Here is a 19733-nt window from a genome sequence, read left to right on the forward strand (position 1 = left end):
CGCACTATTCGGGCCTTGGCGCAGCCCGAGTTCTCCCAACTAACCCCCTGGCTTGGGTCATGCAAAGCGCAATAGCGCCTTTGCATCGATTCCTCGCGGAATCGCCCCGCGCTGCGAGGTCGTTGGGCGGGCTGGCCTGAACTCGCCCCGAATAGCGCTGCATGTGCAACTTGTAAAACGCTGCGGCGAGTTGCACGCTGTGTGCTGTGTGCTGTGTGCTGTGTGCTGTGTGCTGTGTGCCGTGTGCCGTGTGCCGTGTGCAGATTTGCTCGGGTGCGTGTGTGCTTGTTGCGACAGTCAGGAAAATCTGCCCAAGCGTGCCAAGCCAGGCTGGTGCCCTTCAGGGCAGAAGCCGCCCCGACCGCCTTCTTCGAGGGGCGGTTTCAGGCAAGGCGAGGTTCAGCTTGGGGCCAACAGATTTTCCGTCGCGACAGGTACTGCGCTCCGAGCAAATCAGCCACCCCGCATCAAATGTCGTACGCCTGCCCCCCACCCAACACGCGGTCTATCAGCTTCGGGGTCAACATCGGTGCAAACACCGCAATGAATTCATACATCAGCGTGCGCATGAACACACCTTGCCGCAGGGCAATTCGCGTGGTGTTGCGACCAAACAAGTGGTCCACTGGTACAGCCATCAACCCCTTGTCTTTCAACGCATCAAAAGCTACTTCAGCAATAATACCCACGCCCAAACCCAATCCCACGTAGGTTTTAATCACGTCCGCATCAATGGCCTCAAGCACCAGGTCAATGTTCACCCCAGCCTTCTGAAACGCTGCATCAATTTTCTTGCGGCCCGCAAAATGGGTTTCGTAAGTGATGATAGGCATTTGATCGAAATCAGCCAGTGCAATTTGCCGACCGCCCGATGCAAATGGCTTTAACAGGGGCGAGTCGGTGGGCGCCACCGCAATGTGGCCCCAGTCGTAACAGGGAAATGTCACCAGGTCGGGTTCATCAGCCAAAGCCTCGGTGGCCACGGCCAAGTCGGCCTGATCTTTGCGCACCCACTGCGCCAGTTGCTCAGGGGTGCCCTGCAGCAAGATCAGCTTCACTTTCGGGAATTTCTTGCGAAAAGCAGCCACCGCCTGCGGCAAAACGTAGCGTGCCTGTGTGTGGGTCACAGCCACAGTCAACTGCCCGCTTTCACGCGCTGCAAATTCTTCACCCACACGTTTGATGTTCTCAAGTTCGGCCAATACGCGCTCGCAAGCCTGGTAAACCAATTCACCAGGTGGCGTTAAACCTTTGATGCGCTTGCCATGGCGCTTGAAAATCTGAAAGCCCAGCTCTTCTTCAAATTCGATGATCGCCTTCGAAACACCCGGCTGAGAGGTAAACAGCGCCTTGGCCGCATCGGTCAGGCTGAAATCATGGCGAACCGCTTCCCGAACGAATCGGAGCTGATGCAAGTTCATAAAAACCCTTTATTCCGCTCAGGAATATATAAATGGAAATATTATCGTTTGAATTATAAAGCGAAGCGCCTACACTTCAAGTCCCAAAAAACCATTTTCATCGAGCTTTCACGTGCCTTTCGACATCAATTTAGTCTACGTAGCTTCTGGCCTGGCGGTCGGCCTTCTGGTCGGCCTTACCGGCGTTGGGGGCGGCTCCTTGATGACACCCTTGCTGACCGTGTTGTTTGGCATTCCTGCCACCACGGCAGTGGGCACTGACCTGGCATTCGCAGCCATTACAAAGGGTGCAGGTACTGTGGTTCACCGCTTGCGCAACACAGTCAACTGGAAAATTGTGGGGCTGGCCTGCTTGGGCAGTGTACCGGCATCGCTGGTTACGATTGCAATTCTGCACGGCCTGGACATTCAAAATGCCGGCAAGGGCAGCCCGATTGACGTGTTTATTCGCTGGTCCATTTCCATTTGCGTCATGCTAACCGTGGGTGTTCTCATTTTCAAAACAAAAATTGTTCATTGGCTGCAAAACCATCCGCAGGCCCAATTGCAAGATAAAACGCGTACCATCGCGACCGTGGTTGCATTCGCAGTCATCGGCATGCTGGTCACCGTGTCCTCAATTGGTGCGGGTGCAATCGGCGCCATGGTGCTGATCATGTTGTACCCACACCTGAAGGCCTCTGAAATCGCAGGCACTGATATCGCTTATGCAGTGCCACTGACAGCTGTTGCAGCTTTTGGTCACTTCAGCTTGGGCACAGTTGATTTTGGTTTGTTGGGCGCTTTGCTGATCGGCTCCATTCCCGGCATAACAATTGGTAGTTATTTAAGTCGCGCAGTGCCTGAAAAGTTCTTGCGCGGGGTATTGGCCACGACCCTCACCGCCGTGGCCGCAAAATTGGTGATGTAAATGTACAAATACGACGACTACGACCACGCCCTTGTACGCGAACGCGTGGCTCAGTTTCGCAACCAGACCGAGCGCTTCCTGAAAGGCGAGCTGACCGACGAAGAATTCCGCCCGCTGCGCCTGCAAAACGGCCTGTACATTCAGCGCCATGCGCCCATGCTGCGCGTGGCTATTCCTTACGGATTGCTGGGTGCAAAACAGTTGCACAAGCTGGCCGACATTTCAGCCAAATACGACCGCAACTACGCGCACTTCACCACGCGCCAGAACATTCAGTACAACTGGCCAGCGCTGGAAAGCATTCCCGACATTCTTGCTGAATTGGCTGAGGTGGAAATGCACGCCATTCAAACCAGTGGCAACTGCATTCGCAACACAACCAGCGATCCGTTCGCGGGTATTGCGAAAGACGAGTTTGTTGACCCACGCCCATTTTGCGAACTGATTCGCCAGTGGAGCACCTTCCACCCTGAGTTCGCCCACCTGCCCCGCAAATTCAAAATTGCCGTGAATGGTGCAGCAGAAGATCGCGCCGCTGTGCAAGTGCATGACATTGGTGTCAACTTGACCCGCAATGCTGCCGGTGAAGTGGTTGCACAGGTGCTGGCCGGTGGTGGTTTGGGCCGTACACCCGTGATTGGCTCTGTCATCAAAAATAACCTGCCCTGGCAGGAGCTGCTGACCTACATTGAAGCTGTAATGCGTGTGTACAACCGCTATGGTCGCCGCGATAACATGTACAAAGCCCGCATCAAAATCCTGGTGCGCGCCATTGGACCGGAAGAATTTGCCAAACAGGTTGAAGAAGAATGGCAGCACATCAAGGGCGGCATTTCTGTGATTCCGCAAAAAGAATTTGACCGTGTTTCGTCCTTCTTCACCGCACCTGCTTACGAGCAATTCAGCGCTGAACAAGTGGCCACGATCGCCGAGCAAAACCGTGGCTTGCGCGCCAAGCATGTGGGCTTTGACCGTTGGCTGATTCGCAATGCACGCGAACATCGCCAGCCCGGTTATGTGGCCATCAGCATTTCACTGAAGCGCCCTGGCATTGCACCCGGCGACGCCACCACGGACGAAATGCACCTGATCGCTGACCTGGCCGAACAGTATTCTTTCGGTGAACTGCGCGTGACTCACGAACAAAACTTTGTGTTGTCTGATGTGGCCGAGCAAGACTTGTTCGAGCTGTGGAGCACCCTGAAAGAACACAATTTGGCCATGCCCAATATTGGTCTGGTTTCCGACATGATTGCCTGCCCCGGTGGCGATTTCTGTTCACTGGCCAATGCCAAATCCATTCCGATCGCCTTGGGTATTCAGGAAGCAGTCGATAACCTGGACTATCAGTTTGATCTTGGCGACCTCAGCCTGAATATTTCAGGTTGTATCAACTCTTGCGGCCACCACCACATTGGCAACATCGGTATTTTGGGTGTCGATAAAAACGGTGAAGAGTGGTACCAGGTTACGCTGGGTGGCCGGCAGGGCAACGATGCGTCCATCGGCAAGGTAATTGGAAAGTCCTTCTATGAAAAAGACGTGCCCGGTGTGGTTGTGAAGTTGCTGGAAGTGTATGTGCGCGAGCGTCATGAAGATGAACTGTTCATCGACACCCTCGACCGCATTGGTGCTGAGCCCTTCAAAGACCACGTGTATGCCAACAAGGAGGCTGCATAAATGTCACAGATTATTGTTAAACCGATAAACGGTGCAGCCGCCATTGTTGCCGATGAATTCGTGATCGTCGAAACAGGTACCGCCGAGGCGCCTGTGGCAGTTCCCGCTGAAGGCAAAGTGCTGGTGCACTTGTCTGTGTGGGAAGCAAACAAGGCAGAATTGACTGCACGCGCCCAAGCGGGCGATTTGGGTGTGTACCTGAACCCTGAAGACAACCCCGAGCAGTTGCAGGGTGATTTGAATGTACTGAAACTGATTGCATTCAACTTCCCGGTGTTCAAGTACGGCCAGGGTTATTCAGGCGCCGTGTTGCTGCGCACACGCTATGGCTTCAAAGGCGAAATTCGCGCATTCGGCGACGTGTGGCGCGACCAGTTTTTTTACCTGGCGCGTTGCGGCTTCACACAATTCGACATCAAGGAAGGCAAGTCGCTGGAAGACGCATTGAACGCCTTTGCTGACTTCACCATCCCTTACCAAACCAGTGCCGATGGGTCGCTGCCTGTGTTCAATCGCAGGGCTGCAGCGGCAGGAGCGTAAGCATGAATGCAGTGAACACTTCGCGCTTTCACAGTGTTGAAACGGTACCGGAAAATAATTCAGCGCTGGAACAACCCATCGCTGTGTTTCGTGGCCCGCACCAACCCGCCACCGACATTTCCGCAAAAGTGCAAGCACTGGAAACATTGCTGAACAATGCAGCCAATGAATTTGATTCAATCGCACTGGCCAGTAGTTTGGCCGCAGAAGACAATGTGTTGTTCGATGTGATCGCACGCCTGAAATTGAACATTCGCGTGTTTAGTTTGAACACAGGCCGCTTGCACCAGCAAACTCTGGATGTAGCACCTGCGCTGCAAGCCAAATATGGTCAAACCGTACAATGGTTTGAACCACAGGCCAAGGCTGTTGAAACCTATGTGAACACCAAAGGCCGCGATGCTTTTTATGAAAGTACGGCGCTGCGCAAAGAATGCTGCAGCATTCGCAAAGTGGAGCCACTGGCCCGCGCACTGCAAGGTGCAAAGGCCTGGATCACCGGTCAGCGTCAGGCCCAGGCCGCCACTCGCGCCACTTTGCCTGTGCGCGAATTCGACGCCGACCGCGGCATTGAAAAATTCAACCCGCTGGCCGACTGGAGCGAGGCCGATGTGTGGACCTACATTCGCCAGTTTGATGTGCCTGTGAACACCCTGCACTTTGAAGGTTTTCCATCCATCGGCTGTGAGCCTTGCACACGCGCAATCACCATTGGTGAGGACATTCGCGCAGGCCGCTGGTGGTGGGAAGACCCGACCAGCAAGGAATGCGGTTTGCACAATGCAAATTTAAAGAAATAAGTTACAGAAACACACTGAATTTACAAATCGAGAAAAATCATGAGCACGCAAGTGAGCACGCAAAAACACACCATGTCCCACCTGGACTGGCTTGAAGCAGAAGCCATCTACATCATGCGCGAAGTGGCCGCTGAATGCGCGCGTCCCGCCATGTTGTTCTCTGGCGGCAAAGATTCCATCGTCATGCTGCGCCTTGCAGAAAAAGCATTTCGCCCAGGCAAGTTTCCATTTCCCCTGGTGCACATTGACACCGAGCACAACTTCCCGGAAGTGATTGAATTTCGCGACTGGAAAGCCAAGCAGTTGGGTGAAGAACTGATTGTTCGCTCACTGGAAGGTTCGATCAAAAAGGGCACGATTCGCCTGCCCCACCCGGAGGCTTCCCGCAATTCATTCCAAAGTGTCACGCTACTGGAAACCCAGGAAGAATTTGGCTTTGACGCACTGATGGGCGGCGCACGCCGTGATGAAGAAAAAGCACGTGCCAAAGAACGCATTTTCTCTTTCCGCGACGGCTTTGGCCAATGGGACCCGAAAAACCAGCGCCCCGAACTTTGGGACCTGTACAACACCCGCGTTCACCCTGGTGAACACATGCGCGTGTTCCCCATTTCCAACTGGACCGAACTGGACGTGTGGCAATACATTGAGCGCGAAAAACTGGAACTGCCCAATATTTACTATGCCCATGAACGCGAAATCATTGAGCGCAATGGCCTGCTGGTACCAGTGACCGAGATGACGCAACCCAAGGCCGGTGAAACAGTCACCACCCGCACAGTGCGTTTCCGCACCGTGGGTGACATTACATGCACCTGCCCGGTGGCAAGCACTGCTGCGACACCGGCTGAAATCATCACGGAAACCGCGGTGACCGACATTACCGAGCGCGGCGCTACCCGCATGGACGATCAAACTTCCGAGGCCTCCATGGAGCGCCGCAAGAAAGAAGGCTATTTCTAAATCGAGATGAATACCATGAACGCAATTAACGAAGCTCTGAAACTGAGCACCCAAGACCATGGCGTGCTGCGCTTCATCACCGCTGGTTCTGTCGACGACGGAAAGTCCACCCTGATTGGCCGCTTGCTGTTCGACAGCAAAGGTATTTTTGCAGACCAGTTGGCCGCCATTTCCAAGGCAAAAAACAAGCGCACTGCGGGCGATGCAATCGACTTTTCGCTGTTGACCGATGGCTTGGAAGCAGAACGCGAGCAAGGCATTACCATCGACGTGGCCTACCGCTACTTCGCCACACCTGCGCGCAAGTTCATTGTGGCCGACACACCGGGCCACGAGCAGTACACCCGCAACATGGTGACTGGTGCGTCCACAGCCGACGTAGCCATTGTGCTGGTCGACATTACCCGCGTTGCATTTGAAGAAACCGCAGAAGGCCTGAAAGCCACGCTGCTGGCCCAAACCAAACGCCACAGCGCCATTGCCGGCAAGTTGGGCATTCCCGCCATTTTGTTTGCCGTGAACAAAATGGACCTGGTTGATTTCGACCACGCCAAATTCATTGCCACCGAAAAAGCCGTGCGTGAGCTGGCAGTCACCGTGGGCGTACAAGAAGCGCTGGTGCTGCCGATTTCAGCCCTGACCGGCGACAACGTGGTCACCAGCAGCCCCAAAACCCCTTGGTACACTGGCCAGCCTTTGCTGCCCATTCTGGAAAACATTCCCAGCCGTGCTGACCGTGCAGAAGCTGCGCACAAGGTGGGTTTCCGCTTCCCGGTGCAATTGGTGGCCCGCCACGATGGTCACAAAGCCGAGGACTTCCGCGGCTACATGGGCCGTGTTGAAGGTGGCAGCGTGAAGGTGGGCGACACCGTGGTGGTTCACCCTTCTGGCCAAAGCGCAGTTGTACAGCGCATTGTATTTTTGAACGATGATTTGCCTGAAGCCCACTTGGGGCAGTGTGTCACCTTGGTGCTGGACCGCGATGTGGATGTATCCCGTGGCGATCAAATTGTCAGCGTTGGCGACACAGTGAACCACGCCCCGGTGAAAGCATTGACGGCCGACATTTGCTGGCTGGACAATGAGCCATTGAACCCTGCTCGCAAGTACTGGATCAAGCAGACCACGCGCCAAACCCAGGCCAAAATCAAATCCGTGAATTTGGTGCTCGACATTCACACCCTGCTGCATGGTGAAAGCACCAAAACGGTGCAAATGAACGACATCGCACAGATTGAATTGGTGCTGGCCCAGCCCATCGTGGCGGATTTGTACACCGAATGCCGCGCAACGGGTAGTTTTATCCTGATTGACAGTGCCACCAACCAAACCGTGGCAGCTGGCATGATCGTTGCAAAGAACTAAGCAACGACCCTTCACCCGGTTGTTGGTTGCTTGTTCTTAAATAGGGACTTTTGAGATGGGACGCGTTGTATTGATTGGAGCAGGACCTGGAGCGGAGGATTTAATCACCGTTCGTGGCCTGAAGCTGTTGATGCAGGCAGACTGCGTGTTTTACGATGCGCTGGTCAGTCCCTCTCTTCTTTCTGAAGCCCACCCCGATGCAAAACTTGTTGCCGTTGGAAAACGTTGCGGCAAGAAATCCACCGCACAAATTTTTATCAACAAACAGCTTGTTGAAGCCGCAGAACAATTCAAACTGGTGGTGCGCCTGAAAGGCGGTGACCCCATGGTGTTTGGCCGTGCCGACGAAGAAATTACTGCATTGAAAGCCGCTGGCCACACCGTTGAAGTGGTGCCCGGTGTAACCGCCGCATTGGCGGCTGCCAGCAGTCTGCAGGCCTCACTGACTTTGCGTGGTGTTGCCCGCAGCCTGACTTTAACCACCCCTTCTGTGGGTGCCGATGAAGTACCCAGCACGGAATTGTTCACTGGCACTGAAAACGACACTGTGGCTGTTTACATGGGTTTGCGCCAGGCAGGCCCTTGGGCCGCTGCCCTGCTTGAAAAAGGGCGCAATCCGGCTACCCCGGTTATTCTGTGTGAAAGCGTGTCCTTACCTGCCGAGAAATTCACGCCGCTGAATTTGGGCTGGCTACCATCGTTTTCTGCTGAACAGCTCACCGATGGACCTTGTCTTATTTTGATTGGCCAAGCGCTGGCAAAAGCACAGGCTGAACTACTCGCAGGCGATAAAAACCCGGTCAGTGTTGAATTGACCGGGTCGCCATTCGGATCGAACAAAGCTGCTTGATCGCCTCTAGAACGAGCGTTTAACCCGCTGCAGCTTCGCACTTCTTCATGAAGGAATTTTTGGCCGCACCTGCCAGCTTCTTGCCATCTTTGCCCACCGCACGTTCTTCACAACTGGCCTTGTTCTCAGCCAGACATTTTTTCATGAATGAATTTTTCGCAGCACCAGCCAGGGGCTTTCCTTCCTTGCTCACCGCCTTGGCCTGACAAGCGGCCTCGGTGGATTGTGCATGGGCAGGGATTGAAAAACACAGCGCAGCCAACAGCAACCATTTCTTCATGTTCTATCTCCAGTTGTTTTAATTAAACCTGCTGAACAATTTCATTGGCAATTGCTTGCCACACTGCATCCCACTGACCCACAGCACTTGTGGCCTCAATGTTCAAACCCGGGTGTCTGGCTTTCATTTCAGCCATGATGACCGGAAAATCATTTTTCAAATGCCCGCCCCGACCGAAGAAGATGGGCACCACTTGAATGTGCGTCACACCGCCTTGCGCCATGCAATCCACGGTGTCTGGCAAACTTGGTGCCATCAATTCCAGAAAAGCCAGCTCAACCTGCACGTTGGGCAATTGCCCAATCAAAATGCTTTGCAACCGTTTCATGGGTTCGGCCCATTGGGGGTCTCGCGCACCGTGGCCAAACAACACAACTGCTTTTTTCTGGGTACTGCTCATCGATTCCTCAATACATTCAAAGTGCGCCAAGGCGCCGGCTGTGAAACCCACCACAAAGCCCCCATGCCCACCACAAAGCCCAGCAAACTGGGCAATGCAGCGCTCACAAACGGCGGAAAACTGGCCACCATGCTGAGGTGGGAAAACAGGTTATTGACCAAATGGAAACCCACACCAATCATGACGCCGGCAAACACTTTCACGCTGACACTACCCGACCTGAAATGCAAGTAGGCAAACGGCAGCGAGATCATCATCATGATGAGAATGGCAAACGGGTACATTATTTTTTTGGCAAAAGCCAAATCGATATTGTCGGTGGCCTGCAGGTTACTGCTCAAAAATTTCGAGTAGTTGTACAGCTGCCAGGCACTCATGCGGTCTGGGCGAACAAACAGACCAGTGAGCAGCTCGGGCGACAAATTCGAAGTCCATCGCATGGTTTCAAGCGACTCAAATTCACTGGCCTGAATGGTTAAACCGGCGCGTGCCGCATTCGCGTTGCTGACCGCTTCATCGAAGTAACGCTGCACTAAAACGTTGCGCAACTCCCAATCGCCGCTGTCGGGATCAAACTTTGCGCTTTCGGCACGAACCCAGGCTCGAATTCTGGACTCGGGATCAAGTTCGTAGTACTCCAGTTTGAGCAATTCGCCGTCTTTGTTGAATGAATCAAAATTCACGAAACGCACACGTGACTCTGCATCAGGGGCACTGTAGGTGTCGCGCATCCAGTACCCGCTGCGGAAATCACGATCTACCTCATAGCCCAAGGCCTTGGCACGCATAGGCACCGCCGCCCTTTCGGCCAAGGGTGCCACGGCTTCGCCAAACAACACTGTAATAACGACCACGCCCGCTGCAATTCGAACGAGCATTTTCAGCATGCTGGTGGTGCTTAAGCCCGCGGCACGCATGGCTGTCAATTCACTGCTGGCTGCCAATTGCACCAAAGCGTAGATAGAACCAATCAAGGCTGCAATAGGCGCAATTTCGTAGACGCGCGCTGGCAAGCCCAACAGCACTGCAATGAAGTAATAAAACCAGCTGGTGCCTGGCAAACTCAAGCGGTCTACTTCAGCGATCAAGTCAAAAAAAGCAAACAGACCCACAAAGGCCACCATTACAAAACTGATGGCTTTGTACAGTTCACTGCGAAAATACACCAGCAGGGAATGCGGCACCGTGAAAGGCTTTTTCATGGCTTAATCTCCTGGCCTGCCACCACATCTTGCAGATCAAGCGACCGGACAGGCCTGCGCCAACGAAACAGGGGCGCGCCCGCCGGGCGGTTGCGCTTCACCATCAACAAGTAGAACATCAGCAGCACACTGGCATGCGGCAGCACCAAGGCCACCCAAAAATCAAGGGTTTCTTTGGTGACCATGCTTTGCGTAACCGACACAATGTTGCTGTAAGTCAGATAAATCAGCAAGGCAAAAAGCTGGTTCAGCGAATTGCCACCCCGTGGATTCACAAAAGCCAACGGAATGGCCAGCAAACCCAGTACCAAGGCTGACATTGGCAAACTGACACGCCACAACAATTCGCCTTGGGCAGCTGGTGAAAAATCGGCAATCAACAGGTCGACACGGCGGTGCTGTAACTGAAAGCTGGGGGCGGCACCCAATGTGTTGTCAATTGCCAAACCGTAAGTTTCGAACTCGGTGCTGGTAAACCGTTCTCCAGTGCCATCCAATGTAGCGCGGCGTCCACCACTCAACACCAGATAGGGCTGGCCACTGGCGTCCACTTCTACGCTACCGCGCGCAGCCGAGACAACCGTACGGGTGTCGCCTTTGGAGTCAACCACAAACACGTTTTCGACCTGCTTGGTGACTTCAGACTGACGCTCTACGAAGAACACGCGGTTGCCTTCGCCTGATTCCCGGAACTGCCCCGCGCTGACCTTGCTCACATCGCTGCGTTTCGCAAAGCGGTCTTTGGCTGCATCCAGCTCAGCTTTGGCCCATGGGGTAAGCCATACCGAGCACACCAAGGCCAACACGGTCAGCGGCACGGCAAAGCGCAGCACAGGTCGCACCAGTGAAAACAAGGACACGCCCGAGGCAAACCAGGCGGTCATTTCCTGCTCTTTGAAGGCGCGCGACACAACCCCCATCACTGCGATGAACACGGTGATGACCAAGGCAGCCGGCAGGTATTGAAGACCGCCCAATAAAATGAGTGTAAATACCTCAGCGTTGTCCACCTTGCCGCCCGCAGCCTGACCCAGGGTGCGAACCAGCACAGTGGTCACAATAATGGTGAACAGGGCCACGAAGGTGGCGCCTGCTGTTTGTGCGAAGTCTTTTCGAAAAGTGGATCGAAACAGCATGCAATGCAGGTGGGCTGTGCTTTGACTCGCCAACCCAGCTTGTTAATAATGGTAGATTGTCGCATGCATTCGTTTTGAATGGTCGAGCATTAATCGCAAGAAGGAACACCATGACAGCAACACCCGCCACTCCCAAAGCCAGAAAAACCAGTTCCACACGTGTCGCCAAAAAAGCGGCGCCCACGCCACCGCCCATGTTCAGCTTCAAGGCGGGTACGGGCGCTGTCGCCAAAGTGACTGCCGGCGGACCTGTGCCCACCAAGGGTTGCGATGTGGCTGTGGTTGCAGTGTACAAAGAGGGTGAATTGACCGCAGCCGCCAAACGTGCAGACATTGACACCGAGGGCCTGGTGGCAAACACATGCAAAACCGACAAAAACCTGGGCAATGCAGGCAGCTGCCGCGTGGTATTTAACACCGCCAAGGCTGGTGCGCCCGTGTACGTACTGGTGGGGCTGGATGAAGCCGACAAACTGAACACCAAAACCCTGCGCAAAGCCACCAGCGCAGCCTGCGACGCGTTGAAAGGCCTGAAGCCTGCGAAAGTATTTTTCGCCGTGAACCAGGAAGTACCCAAGAAAAGCAGTGACAAAGAAATTGCTGCCCTGTGTGCACGCACCATCACCGAGAGTTTTTACAGCTTCTCTGCCTGCAAAAAACAGGACGACGAAGTAACGCCACCCCCTGCCTTCGAGTTGGCTTGCACCAAATCAACCCAAGACGCCGTTGAAAAAGGCGCGGCGATTGGACAGGCGATTGGCAACGGCATGCAATTGACCAAAGACCTTGGCAATTTGCCTGGCAATATTTGCACCCCGAACTACCTGGCTGAAACAGCCAAAGCGCTGGCCAAGCAATACAAACTGGGCGTTGAAGTGCTGGACCACAAAAAGATGGAAGCGCTGGGCATGTTCAGCCTGTTGTCGGTGGGCAAAGCGTCCAGCGAACCCCCCAAACTGATCGTGTTGAAGTACAACGGCGCAAAAGACCCCAAAGAAGCCCCAGTGGTGCTGGTTGGCAAAGGCATTACCTTTGACACTGGTGGTATTTCACTGAAGCCCGGTGCGGGCATGGACGAAATGAAATACGACATGTGTGGCGCAGCCAGCGTGTTGGGTACCATGAAAGCCGCCGCTGAAATGAAGTTGGCCCTGAACCTGATTGTGGTAGTACCCACGGCCGAGAACATGCCTGCCGGTAACGCAAGCAAGCCAGGCGACGTGGTGGTGTCCATGAGCGGGCAAACCATTGAAATTTTGAATACCGATGCAGAAGGCCGCCTGATTTTGTGTGATGCACTTACCTACGTTGAGCGGTTTAACCCCGCCGCCGTGGTCGATGTGGCCACCCTCACCGGTGCCTGTATTGTGGCGCTGGGCCATGTGAACAGCGGCTTGTTCAGCCCCGATGACGACCTGGCCAATGAATTGTTCAAGGCGGGTCAAAACGCATTGGACACAGCATGGCGCATGCCGCTAGACGAGGAATACCACGAGCAGCTGAAAAGCAATTTTGCCGACATGGCCAACATTGGTGGCCCGCCTGCAGGCAGCGTCACTGCCGCGTGTTTCCTGCAAAAGTACACCAAGGCCTACAGCTGGGCGCACCTGGACATCGCGGGTACAGCATGGCATTCAGGCAAGGCGAAAGGCGCAAGTGGCCGCCCGGTGCCTTTGCTGGCTGAGTTTGTCATGAAGCGCGCAAAAGCCTGAGGGTTGTGAATTGACCCGAATTGACTTTCATCTGAATGTGTCCGACCACCTGCTGTACACCTGTCGATTGATTCGAAAGGCGTACGGCAGTGGGCTGAAAATTGTGTGCTACAGCACCCGTCCCGAGGTACTTGAAAATCTGGACAAGCTGCTGTGGACTTTCTCGGAAGAGGACTTTTTACCCCATGTGGTCAGTGGCCACCCAGGTGTGGCTGACACGCCCATTGTGTTGACCGACAAAGCCGATGACATCGCCCACTACGATTTATTGATTAACCTGGACGAACAGTGGCCACCGTTTTTTGCGCGGTTTGAACGCTTGGTTGAAATTGTGGGTACCGACGAAGACAACAAGGCATTGGCACGGCAACGCTACAAGTTTTACAAAGAACGGGGTTACCCACTGAATACTTTTGACCGCGCCAACGGTTGATGGGGGCTTGAGGACAACAACATGAGTGAACATTTTGATGGTGGCCCGCCCCTGTTGACCGAGGTGATTGAATCGGGTTTGCGGGAAATTGAGCAATCGACTGGTAGCCGCCTTGGCGGCAACTTGAGCGACCCGCAAATTGAAATATTGCGGGCGCAGTTGCCTGAACTGTTTGAACGCGCACTGCTTCGGATCAAACCCCAGCTGATGCAGGAGTTTGAAAAAGTAGTACTGGACGCGCTGAAAAAATAATCAGGTTTTAAATACCTGCACAGACTGAGTCAAGCCACCCGCTAAATCTGAGATTTGTTGAGCCACATATTTATTTTGCGCAATGGCTGCGGTATTTTCCTCGGTCATTTGCGCGACACGCTCGACGTTGCGGCTAATTTCCACACTCACATTGCTTTGCTCTTTCATCGACACGGTAATGGCCTGAATGGCCTCATTCACGCGGTCTGCATTGGCCTTGATCTGGTCAATCGTTCCCGACACCGAATCGGCCTGCTCAATACCCTGCTTCACCATACCCACCGAATCTTCCATGGACTTGGAGGCCTGCTGGGTAATGCTCTGAATCTGGAACACCATGGTTGAAATGCGCTCTGACGAGCCTTTGGTTTGCTCAGCCAATTTGCGTACTTCATCGGCAACCACTGCAAAACCACGACCGCTTTCACCTGCACGTGCCGCCTCAATGGCAGCATTCAAGGCCAACAAGTTGGTGCGGTCGGCAATGTCGGTGATGGTTGAGATAATCTCGGAAATTTCATTGGACTGCTGCTCAAGCGAGCGCACGGTGCTGGCACTGCCCTGCACCGAGCTGGCAATTTTTCGAATACCTTCAACCACCTGGCCCAAAGTGACGCTGCCTTGATCGGCAGACTGCTTGGCCTGCATGGCTGTGTGCGAAGCATCGTTGGAATTCTCGGTAATCTGGCTGATCGACACAGTCAATTGCTCCACAGCCGCAGCCATGGATGAAGTAGCATCCGCTTGTTCAGAAGCTGCCTTGTTCATTTCATCGGAGGAAGTCCGCACGGCACTTGCGCTCTCGTTCAAGGACGCGGTAGAACCCCGAATGCCTTCAATCAAACCGCGCAAATTCGTTTGTGCCTTGCCCAGCGCAAGCAACAGCCCGTCGACTTCGTCTTTGCCCTGTACCTGAATATTGCTGTTCAGCTTGCCTTCGGCCAAAGCATTGATGTGAATTGTCGCAGTGCCTAACTTGCGTTTAAACAAACGGGAAATCAGGAAGTTCAAGGTTAAACCAGTGAACAGGGCAAACAAGGTAATGGCCACAGTAATCCAAATGGATTGCTGGTAAACACCCTGGCTGGCCTCTTGGCGCTGCTTCAGCAAGCGGTATTCTTCTGCCTCCACTTTGGCCAAAGCCTGACGCATTTTGTCCATCAATGGTTTGCCCGGAGTGGAATCCACCAAGGCATTGAAGTCTTCCGGGGCCATATTGCCCTCGATGACCAAACGCTTGGCATCGATCAACGGATCAATGACGGAGTTCAGCCAAGTTCGGTAATGTGCGTTGAACAAGCGCAACTCCTCGGTGACAACCGGATTGTGGACTGTCAACTCAGAAGCCTTGTCAAGGTGTTTGCGAACCTGCTCTTTGCCGTCGTTGTACGGGGTCAGGTAAGCCTCATCACCACGCAGTAAAAATCCGCGTTCGCCGGTTTCAATATTCAACAGATTCTCGCGAACACCCAGCACATTCTCGATCACCTCGTGGGTGAATTCGTTTTTGGCATTGGCATCCATGATCCGCTTACTGTTAAACACACCCAGGCCACCGACTACCACGCCCAGCGCGATCACCGTGACCAAGCTGGCACTGAATTTGGCACTAATGGAACTCAACATGAGACACCCCTCTTTGAACTGTCATTGATTTACAACATACCGTTGTATTTCTAAAAAAGCCTCACTCGAACAGGGCTATTTGAAGACAGCCACCCAGTCGGACGTATGAACATTGTGCAGTAAGGGGGGACACCTGAAATTGGGGAATAAAGGGGCTTTCCTGCCCCAGACCAAACAACTCAAAGCCGGCAGGGCACCCGCAAACGCTATAATGTCGGGCTAAGCCTTTGTTGACGTTGTCCATTTTCAAGTACCACTGCCATGACCCTTGCCAAAAGTTTCGACCCGAATGCCATTGAATCCCACTGGGGCCCTGAATGGGAGCGCCAAGGCCACGCCAAGGCCACAACAGAGGAAGGCAAACCCGACTTTTGCATTCAACTCCCACCACCGAATGTGACTGGTACGTTGCACATGGGCCATGCATTCAACCAAACCATCATGGACGGGCTGACACGCTATTACCGCATGCGGGGTCACAACACCCTGTGGCAACCGGGCACTGACCACGCAGGCATTGCCACGCAAATTGTGGTTGAACGCCAGTTGGCCGCCAAGAACATTACCCGCCACGATTTGGGCCGCGAAAAATTCGTGGAGAAAATTTGGGAATGGAAAAACGAAAGCGGCAGCAAAATTACCGAGCAAATGCGCCGCATGGGTGCCAGCGTAGATTGGCAGCGCGAGTACTTCACCATGGACCCTGCCCTGTCCAAATCGGTCACCGAGGTATTTGTTCGCCTGTTTGAGCAAGGCCTGATTTACCGCGGCAAGCGCTTGGTGAACTGGGACCCGGTTTTGAAAACAGCCGTTTCTGACCTGGAAGTGGAAAGCGTTGAAACCGAAGGCCACCTGTGGGAACTGAAGTACCCACTGGTTGAAGCCGACCCGGTCAAAGGCTTGACCCACTTGACAGTGGCCACCACCCGCCCAGAAACCATGCTGGGTGATTCTGCCGTGATGGTTCACCCCGACGATGAGCGCTACCAGCACCTGATTGGCAAGAAAGTAAAGTTGCCCTTGTGCAACCGCGAGCTGACCATTATTGCGGATGAATACGTAGACAGTTCATTCGGCACTGGCGTGGTTAAAGTAACACCCGCGCATGACTTCAACGACTATGCCGTGGGCCAACGCCACAAGCTTGAGCTGATGAACATTCTGACGCTGGATGCAACGATTAACGAGCAAGCACCTGCCAAGTACGTGGGCATGGATCGTTTTGTCGCCCGCAAGCAAATTGTGGCTGACCTGGAAGAACAAGGCCTGCTGGGCGAAATCAAGCCCCACAAGCTGATGGTTCCCAAGGGCGACCGCACGGGCGTGGTCATCGAACCCATGTTGACTGACCAGTGGTTTGTGGCCATGAGCAAAGTGGCCGAGGGTGATGCCACCGGAAAAAGCATTACCCAAAAAGCGATCGACGCAGTTGAACAGGGCCAGGTTAAATTTGTGCCCGAACAATGGGTGAACACCTACAACCAGTGGCTGAACAACATTCAGGACTGGTGTATTTCCCGCCAACTGTGGTGGGGCCACCAAATTCCGGCCTGGTATGGCGAGAACGGCGAAGTGTTTGTGGCCCGCACGGAAGCAGATGCACGCAGCAAGGCTGCCGCAATCGGCTACAACGGCGAACTAAAGCGCGACGACGATGTGCTGGACACCTGGTTTTCATCGGCGCTAGTGCCCTTTTCCACCTTGGGCTGGCCCGACGAGACACCAGAGCTGAAACACTTCCTGCCTTCCTCCGTGTTGGTGACTGGCTTTGACATCATTTTCTTCTGGGTTGCCCGAATGATCATGATGACCACCCACTTCACCAGCCAGGTTCCCTTCCACACCGTGTATGTGCATGGTTTGGTGCGCGACGCCGAGGGCAAGAAAATGAGCAAGTCGGTGGGCAACACGTTGGACCCGGTCGATTTGATTGATGGTTGCAGCCTTGATACGCTTTTGGTGAAACGCACCACTGGATTGAGCAAGCCGCAAGACGCACCGAAGATCGAGAAGAAAACCCGCAAGGAATTCCCCGAAGGCATTCCGGCCTACGGCGCAGATGCACTGCGCTTTACTTTCGCAAGCTTGGCCACCTTGGGCCGCAACATCAACTTTGACCAGAAGCGCTGCGACGGTTACCGCAACTTCTGCAACAAGCTGTGGAACGCCACCCGCTTTGTGTTGATGAACACGGAAGGGCAAGATTGTGGTTTGAGCGACCACGATGCAGACGCCTGCACGCCAGGTGGCTACCTTGATTTTTCTCAAGCGGATCGCTGGATCACAAGCACCTTGCAACGCGTTGAAGCGGATGTGGCACAAGGTTTTGAGACCTACCGATTCGACTTGATTGCGCAAAGCATTTACCAGTTTGTGTGGGACGAATACTGCGACTGGTACCTTGAAATCGCCAAGGTGCAAATTGCCAATGGCACAGCCGCACAGCAACGCGCCACCCGCCGCACCCTGGTACGCGTGCTGGAAACCATATTGCGCTTGGCCCACCCGATTATTCCGTTCATCACCGAGGAACTTTGGCAAACGGTCAGCGTGGTGGCAGGCCGCCGAGAAGAAGGCGTACAAGCCAGCCTGATGACCCAGGCTTACCCGGTCAGCGTGCCCAGCCGCATTGACGAAAAAGCGGAAAGCTTTGTGCTCCAACTGAAAGCCACCGTAGATGCAATTCGCGCATTGCGCAGCGAAATGGGCTTGGGCCCTGCAGACAAAGTGCCGCTAATTGCCAGTTGTGAGGGCAACGCAGAGCAACGCGCCTTCCTTGAAAAAACTGGCCCGGTGTTGGCTGCCTTGGCCAAACTCAGCAAAGTGGACGTGGTTGATTCACTGCCCGCAGACTCCATGGCACCCGTACAAATTGTGGGTGAGCTGAAGTTGATGCTGCACATTGAAATTGATGTGGAAGCAGAGCGTGCGCGGATTGGCAAGGAAGCAGAAAAAATCCGCATTGAAATTGCCAAGTGCAATGGCAAGCTGGGCAATGCCAGCTTTGTAGACCGAGCACCCGCAGCAGTGGTGGATCAGGAAAAGGCGCGCCTTGCTGACTTCAGCGCCCTGCTGGAAAAGCTGGAAAGTCAGCTAAACAAATTGAAATGAGTTGAAACCAGCACAAAAAAAGAGCACCGGTTATTTATCCCGGTGCTCTTTTTTTATCAACCATCGCAGGGCAATCAGCAACCCGCAGCGCACTTGCCTTTGCCATCAAAGCTCATGGTTTTGCCGCTCAACGGCACATACACGGGTACTTTGCTGGCTTTCATGAACTGCTCGGTTTTAGTGCCCGCAATCACCTTGCCATTCAGCGTGGCCACCTCATTGGCATGGCTGGCAATCACAGCCTTGGGCTCGACCAGTTCGTTCACTACATAAGCCGCTTCGCGTGGGCCAGTGGTAAAGGTGTCACCAATGTTCATCACGGCCAATTGTGGCTTGTAGTATTCACCCACCACTTCTTTTTGGTCGCCAGTAATACCCGTGTCGCCACTCAGGTACACGGTCAGGCCATTGCTGAATTTCACCACATAGCCTGTGGGTGGACCAGCGTATGCCGTAATACCTGACTCTTTCAGCATTTCACCCAAACGCTGCCCCACAAAATCGCCAGCAATGCCGTTGCTGTGTGCAGCCGGCACGGTGGTAATGCCCACGCCATTGATGGTTTGCATGGCACCGAAACGCACGAGGATAGAATTTTTCTCATCACCACCGGCCTGTTTCAGCTTGGCTGCAAAGAAGGAAGGCATTTCGCTGCCAGTCACAATTTTTGCGCCTGTTTTGACCGCAATGTTCACGCTGTTGGAGTTGGGCAAGGCACTGGCAGAAATATCGGGCTTGTCACAGCTACCCGCATTGGGCGCGGGGTTGTGCCGGTCGCCAAGGTGGTCACCGTGCATGTGGCTGACCAAGACCACATCAATTTTTCCCAAACGGGGATCTTCTGCACCCGCCACTGTGCGGCCAGCGTCGTACAAAATCCGGGTGCCATTGGGATCTTCGAAAATCATGGCGCGGTCAAAGCGGCAAAACTCGCCTTCTTGACCACCCAAAGGGGTGATTTTGACCAAACCTTGGGCTGGAGCTTGAGCCTGAACGGCGAGAGGAAATACACATACAAGGGGAATTGCGCGAAGAAGGGAACGAATTGTCAT

18 protein-coding genes are annotated in these 19733 nt (G+C 54.0%); 11 read left to right on the plus strand and 7 right to left on the minus strand.

The features are described 5' to 3' along the window. Positions 1–467: 467 nt before the first annotated feature. Positions 468–1421, minus strand: coding sequence for a CysB family HTH-type transcriptional regulator (locus B4N58_RS02145; protein ID WP_291740360.1), 954 nt, complete (start codon positions 1419–1421; stop codon positions 468–470). A gap of 112 nt (positions 1422–1533) precedes the next feature. Here B4N58_RS02145 and B4N58_RS02150 point away from each other — a divergent pair, with 112 nt between their 5' ends. The 7 genes from B4N58_RS02150 to cobA are packed head-to-tail and all read left to right on the plus strand — an operon-like array spanning position 1534 to position 8529. After that, positions 1534–2331 (plus strand): sulfite exporter TauE/SafE family protein, encoded by a 798-nt coding sequence (locus B4N58_RS02150; RefSeq protein ID WP_008252047.1) that lies wholly within the window; start codon positions 1534–1536, stop codon positions 2329–2331. Then, complete coding sequence (locus B4N58_RS02155) at positions 2332–4011, plus strand: nitrite/sulfite reductase (protein WP_008252045.1); 1680 nt, start codon at positions 2332–2334, stop codon at positions 4009–4011. Beyond that, on the plus strand, positions 4012–4551 hold the full coding sequence (locus tag B4N58_RS02160) for a DUF934 domain-containing protein (RefSeq protein WP_008252043.1): 540 nt from the start codon (positions 4012–4014) through the stop codon (positions 4549–4551). Between the two features lie 2 nt (positions 4552–4553). Further along, the gene (locus B4N58_RS02165) at positions 4554–5351 is read left to right on the plus strand and encodes a phosphoadenylyl-sulfate reductase (RefSeq protein WP_291745381.1); all 798 of its coding nucleotides are present in this window, start codon (positions 4554–4556) and stop codon (positions 5349–5351) included. A gap of 39 nt (positions 5352–5390) precedes the next feature. Next, entirely contained in the window at positions 5391–6314 is a 924-nt protein-coding gene (gene cysD / locus B4N58_RS02170; RefSeq protein WP_008252040.1) for a sulfate adenylyltransferase subunit CysD, read from the plus strand. A gap of 15 nt (positions 6315–6329) precedes the next feature. Then, positions 6330–7679 (plus strand): sulfate adenylyltransferase subunit 1, encoded by a 1350-nt coding sequence (locus B4N58_RS02175; protein ID WP_291745384.1) that lies wholly within the window; start codon positions 6330–6332, stop codon positions 7677–7679. A 55-nt stretch (positions 7680–7734) separates the two neighbouring features. Then, entirely contained in the window at positions 7735–8529 is a 795-nt protein-coding gene (gene cobA, locus B4N58_RS02180) for a uroporphyrinogen-III C-methyltransferase (RefSeq protein WP_291745386.1), read from the plus strand. A 19-nt stretch (positions 8530–8548) separates the two neighbouring features. Here cobA and B4N58_RS02185 read toward each other — a convergent pair whose 3' ends face one another. Genes B4N58_RS02185 through lptF form a run of 4 tightly spaced genes read right to left on the minus strand, consistent with a single transcriptional unit; the run spans position 8549 to position 11547 of the window. Continuing rightward, complete coding sequence (locus B4N58_RS02185; RefSeq protein ID WP_008252035.1) at positions 8549–8809, minus strand: hypothetical protein; 261 nt, start codon at positions 8807–8809, stop codon at positions 8549–8551. Between the two features lie 22 nt (positions 8810–8831). Beyond that, complete coding sequence (locus B4N58_RS02190) at positions 8832–9209, minus strand: sirohydrochlorin chelatase (RefSeq protein ID WP_291745388.1); 378 nt, start codon at positions 9207–9209, stop codon at positions 8832–8834. Beyond that, on the minus strand, positions 9206–10411 hold the full coding sequence (gene lptG / locus B4N58_RS02195; protein WP_291745389.1) for an LPS export ABC transporter permease LptG: 1206 nt from the start codon (positions 10409–10411) through the stop codon (positions 9206–9208). Before lptG ends, B4N58_RS02190 begins: the two co-directional genes overlap by 4 nt. Further along, a complete protein-coding gene (lptF, locus tag B4N58_RS02200; protein ID WP_008252030.1) occupies positions 10408–11547 on the minus strand; it encodes an LPS export ABC transporter permease LptF in 1140 nt (379 codons plus the stop codon). The genes lptG and lptF overlap by 4 nt, the downstream gene beginning before the upstream one ends. 110 nt (positions 11548–11657) lie before the next feature. On the opposite strand from lptF, the gene B4N58_RS02205 reads away from it, so the two are divergent. Genes B4N58_RS02205 through B4N58_RS02215 form a run of 3 tightly spaced genes read left to right on the plus strand, consistent with a single transcriptional unit; the run spans position 11658 to position 13944 of the window. Then, positions 11658–13259: a leucyl aminopeptidase gene (locus B4N58_RS02205; RefSeq protein WP_291745392.1), complete on the plus strand. Its 1602-nt coding sequence runs from the start codon at positions 11658–11660 to the stop codon at positions 13257–13259. A gap of 10 nt (positions 13260–13269) precedes the next feature. Further along, positions 13270–13692 carry a DNA polymerase III subunit chi gene (locus tag B4N58_RS02210; RefSeq protein ID WP_008252027.1) on the plus strand — a complete coding sequence of 141 codons (423 nt, stop codon included), beginning with the start codon at positions 13270–13272 and terminating at the stop codon, positions 13690–13692. 21 nt (positions 13693–13713) lie between these two features. Continuing rightward, positions 13714–13944 (plus strand): hypothetical protein, encoded by a 231-nt coding sequence (locus tag B4N58_RS02215; RefSeq protein WP_008252026.1) that lies wholly within the window; start codon positions 13714–13716, stop codon positions 13942–13944. On the opposite strand, the gene B4N58_RS02220 is transcribed toward B4N58_RS02215, so the two are convergent. After that, positions 13945–15570, minus strand: coding sequence for a methyl-accepting chemotaxis protein (locus B4N58_RS02220; protein WP_291745395.1), 1626 nt, complete (start codon positions 15568–15570; stop codon positions 13945–13947). Positions 15571–15831: 261 nt separating this feature from the next. Here B4N58_RS02220 and B4N58_RS02225 point away from each other — a divergent pair, with 261 nt between their 5' ends. Further along, the gene (locus B4N58_RS02225; protein ID WP_291745397.1) at positions 15832–18681 is read left to right on the plus strand and encodes a valine--tRNA ligase; all 2850 of its coding nucleotides are present in this window, start codon (positions 15832–15834) and stop codon (positions 18679–18681) included. 74 nt (positions 18682–18755) lie between these two features. On the opposite strand, the gene B4N58_RS02230 is transcribed toward B4N58_RS02225, so the two are convergent. Continuing rightward, positions 18756–19733, minus strand: coding sequence for an MBL fold metallo-hydrolase (locus tag B4N58_RS02230; protein WP_291745400.1), 978 nt, complete (start codon positions 19731–19733; stop codon positions 18756–18758).

The organism is Limnobacter sp. UBA3528 (genome assembly GCF_002377005.1).
In the GTDB taxonomy this organism is placed as follows: domain Bacteria; phylum Pseudomonadota; class Gammaproteobacteria; order Burkholderiales; family Burkholderiaceae_B; genus Limnobacter.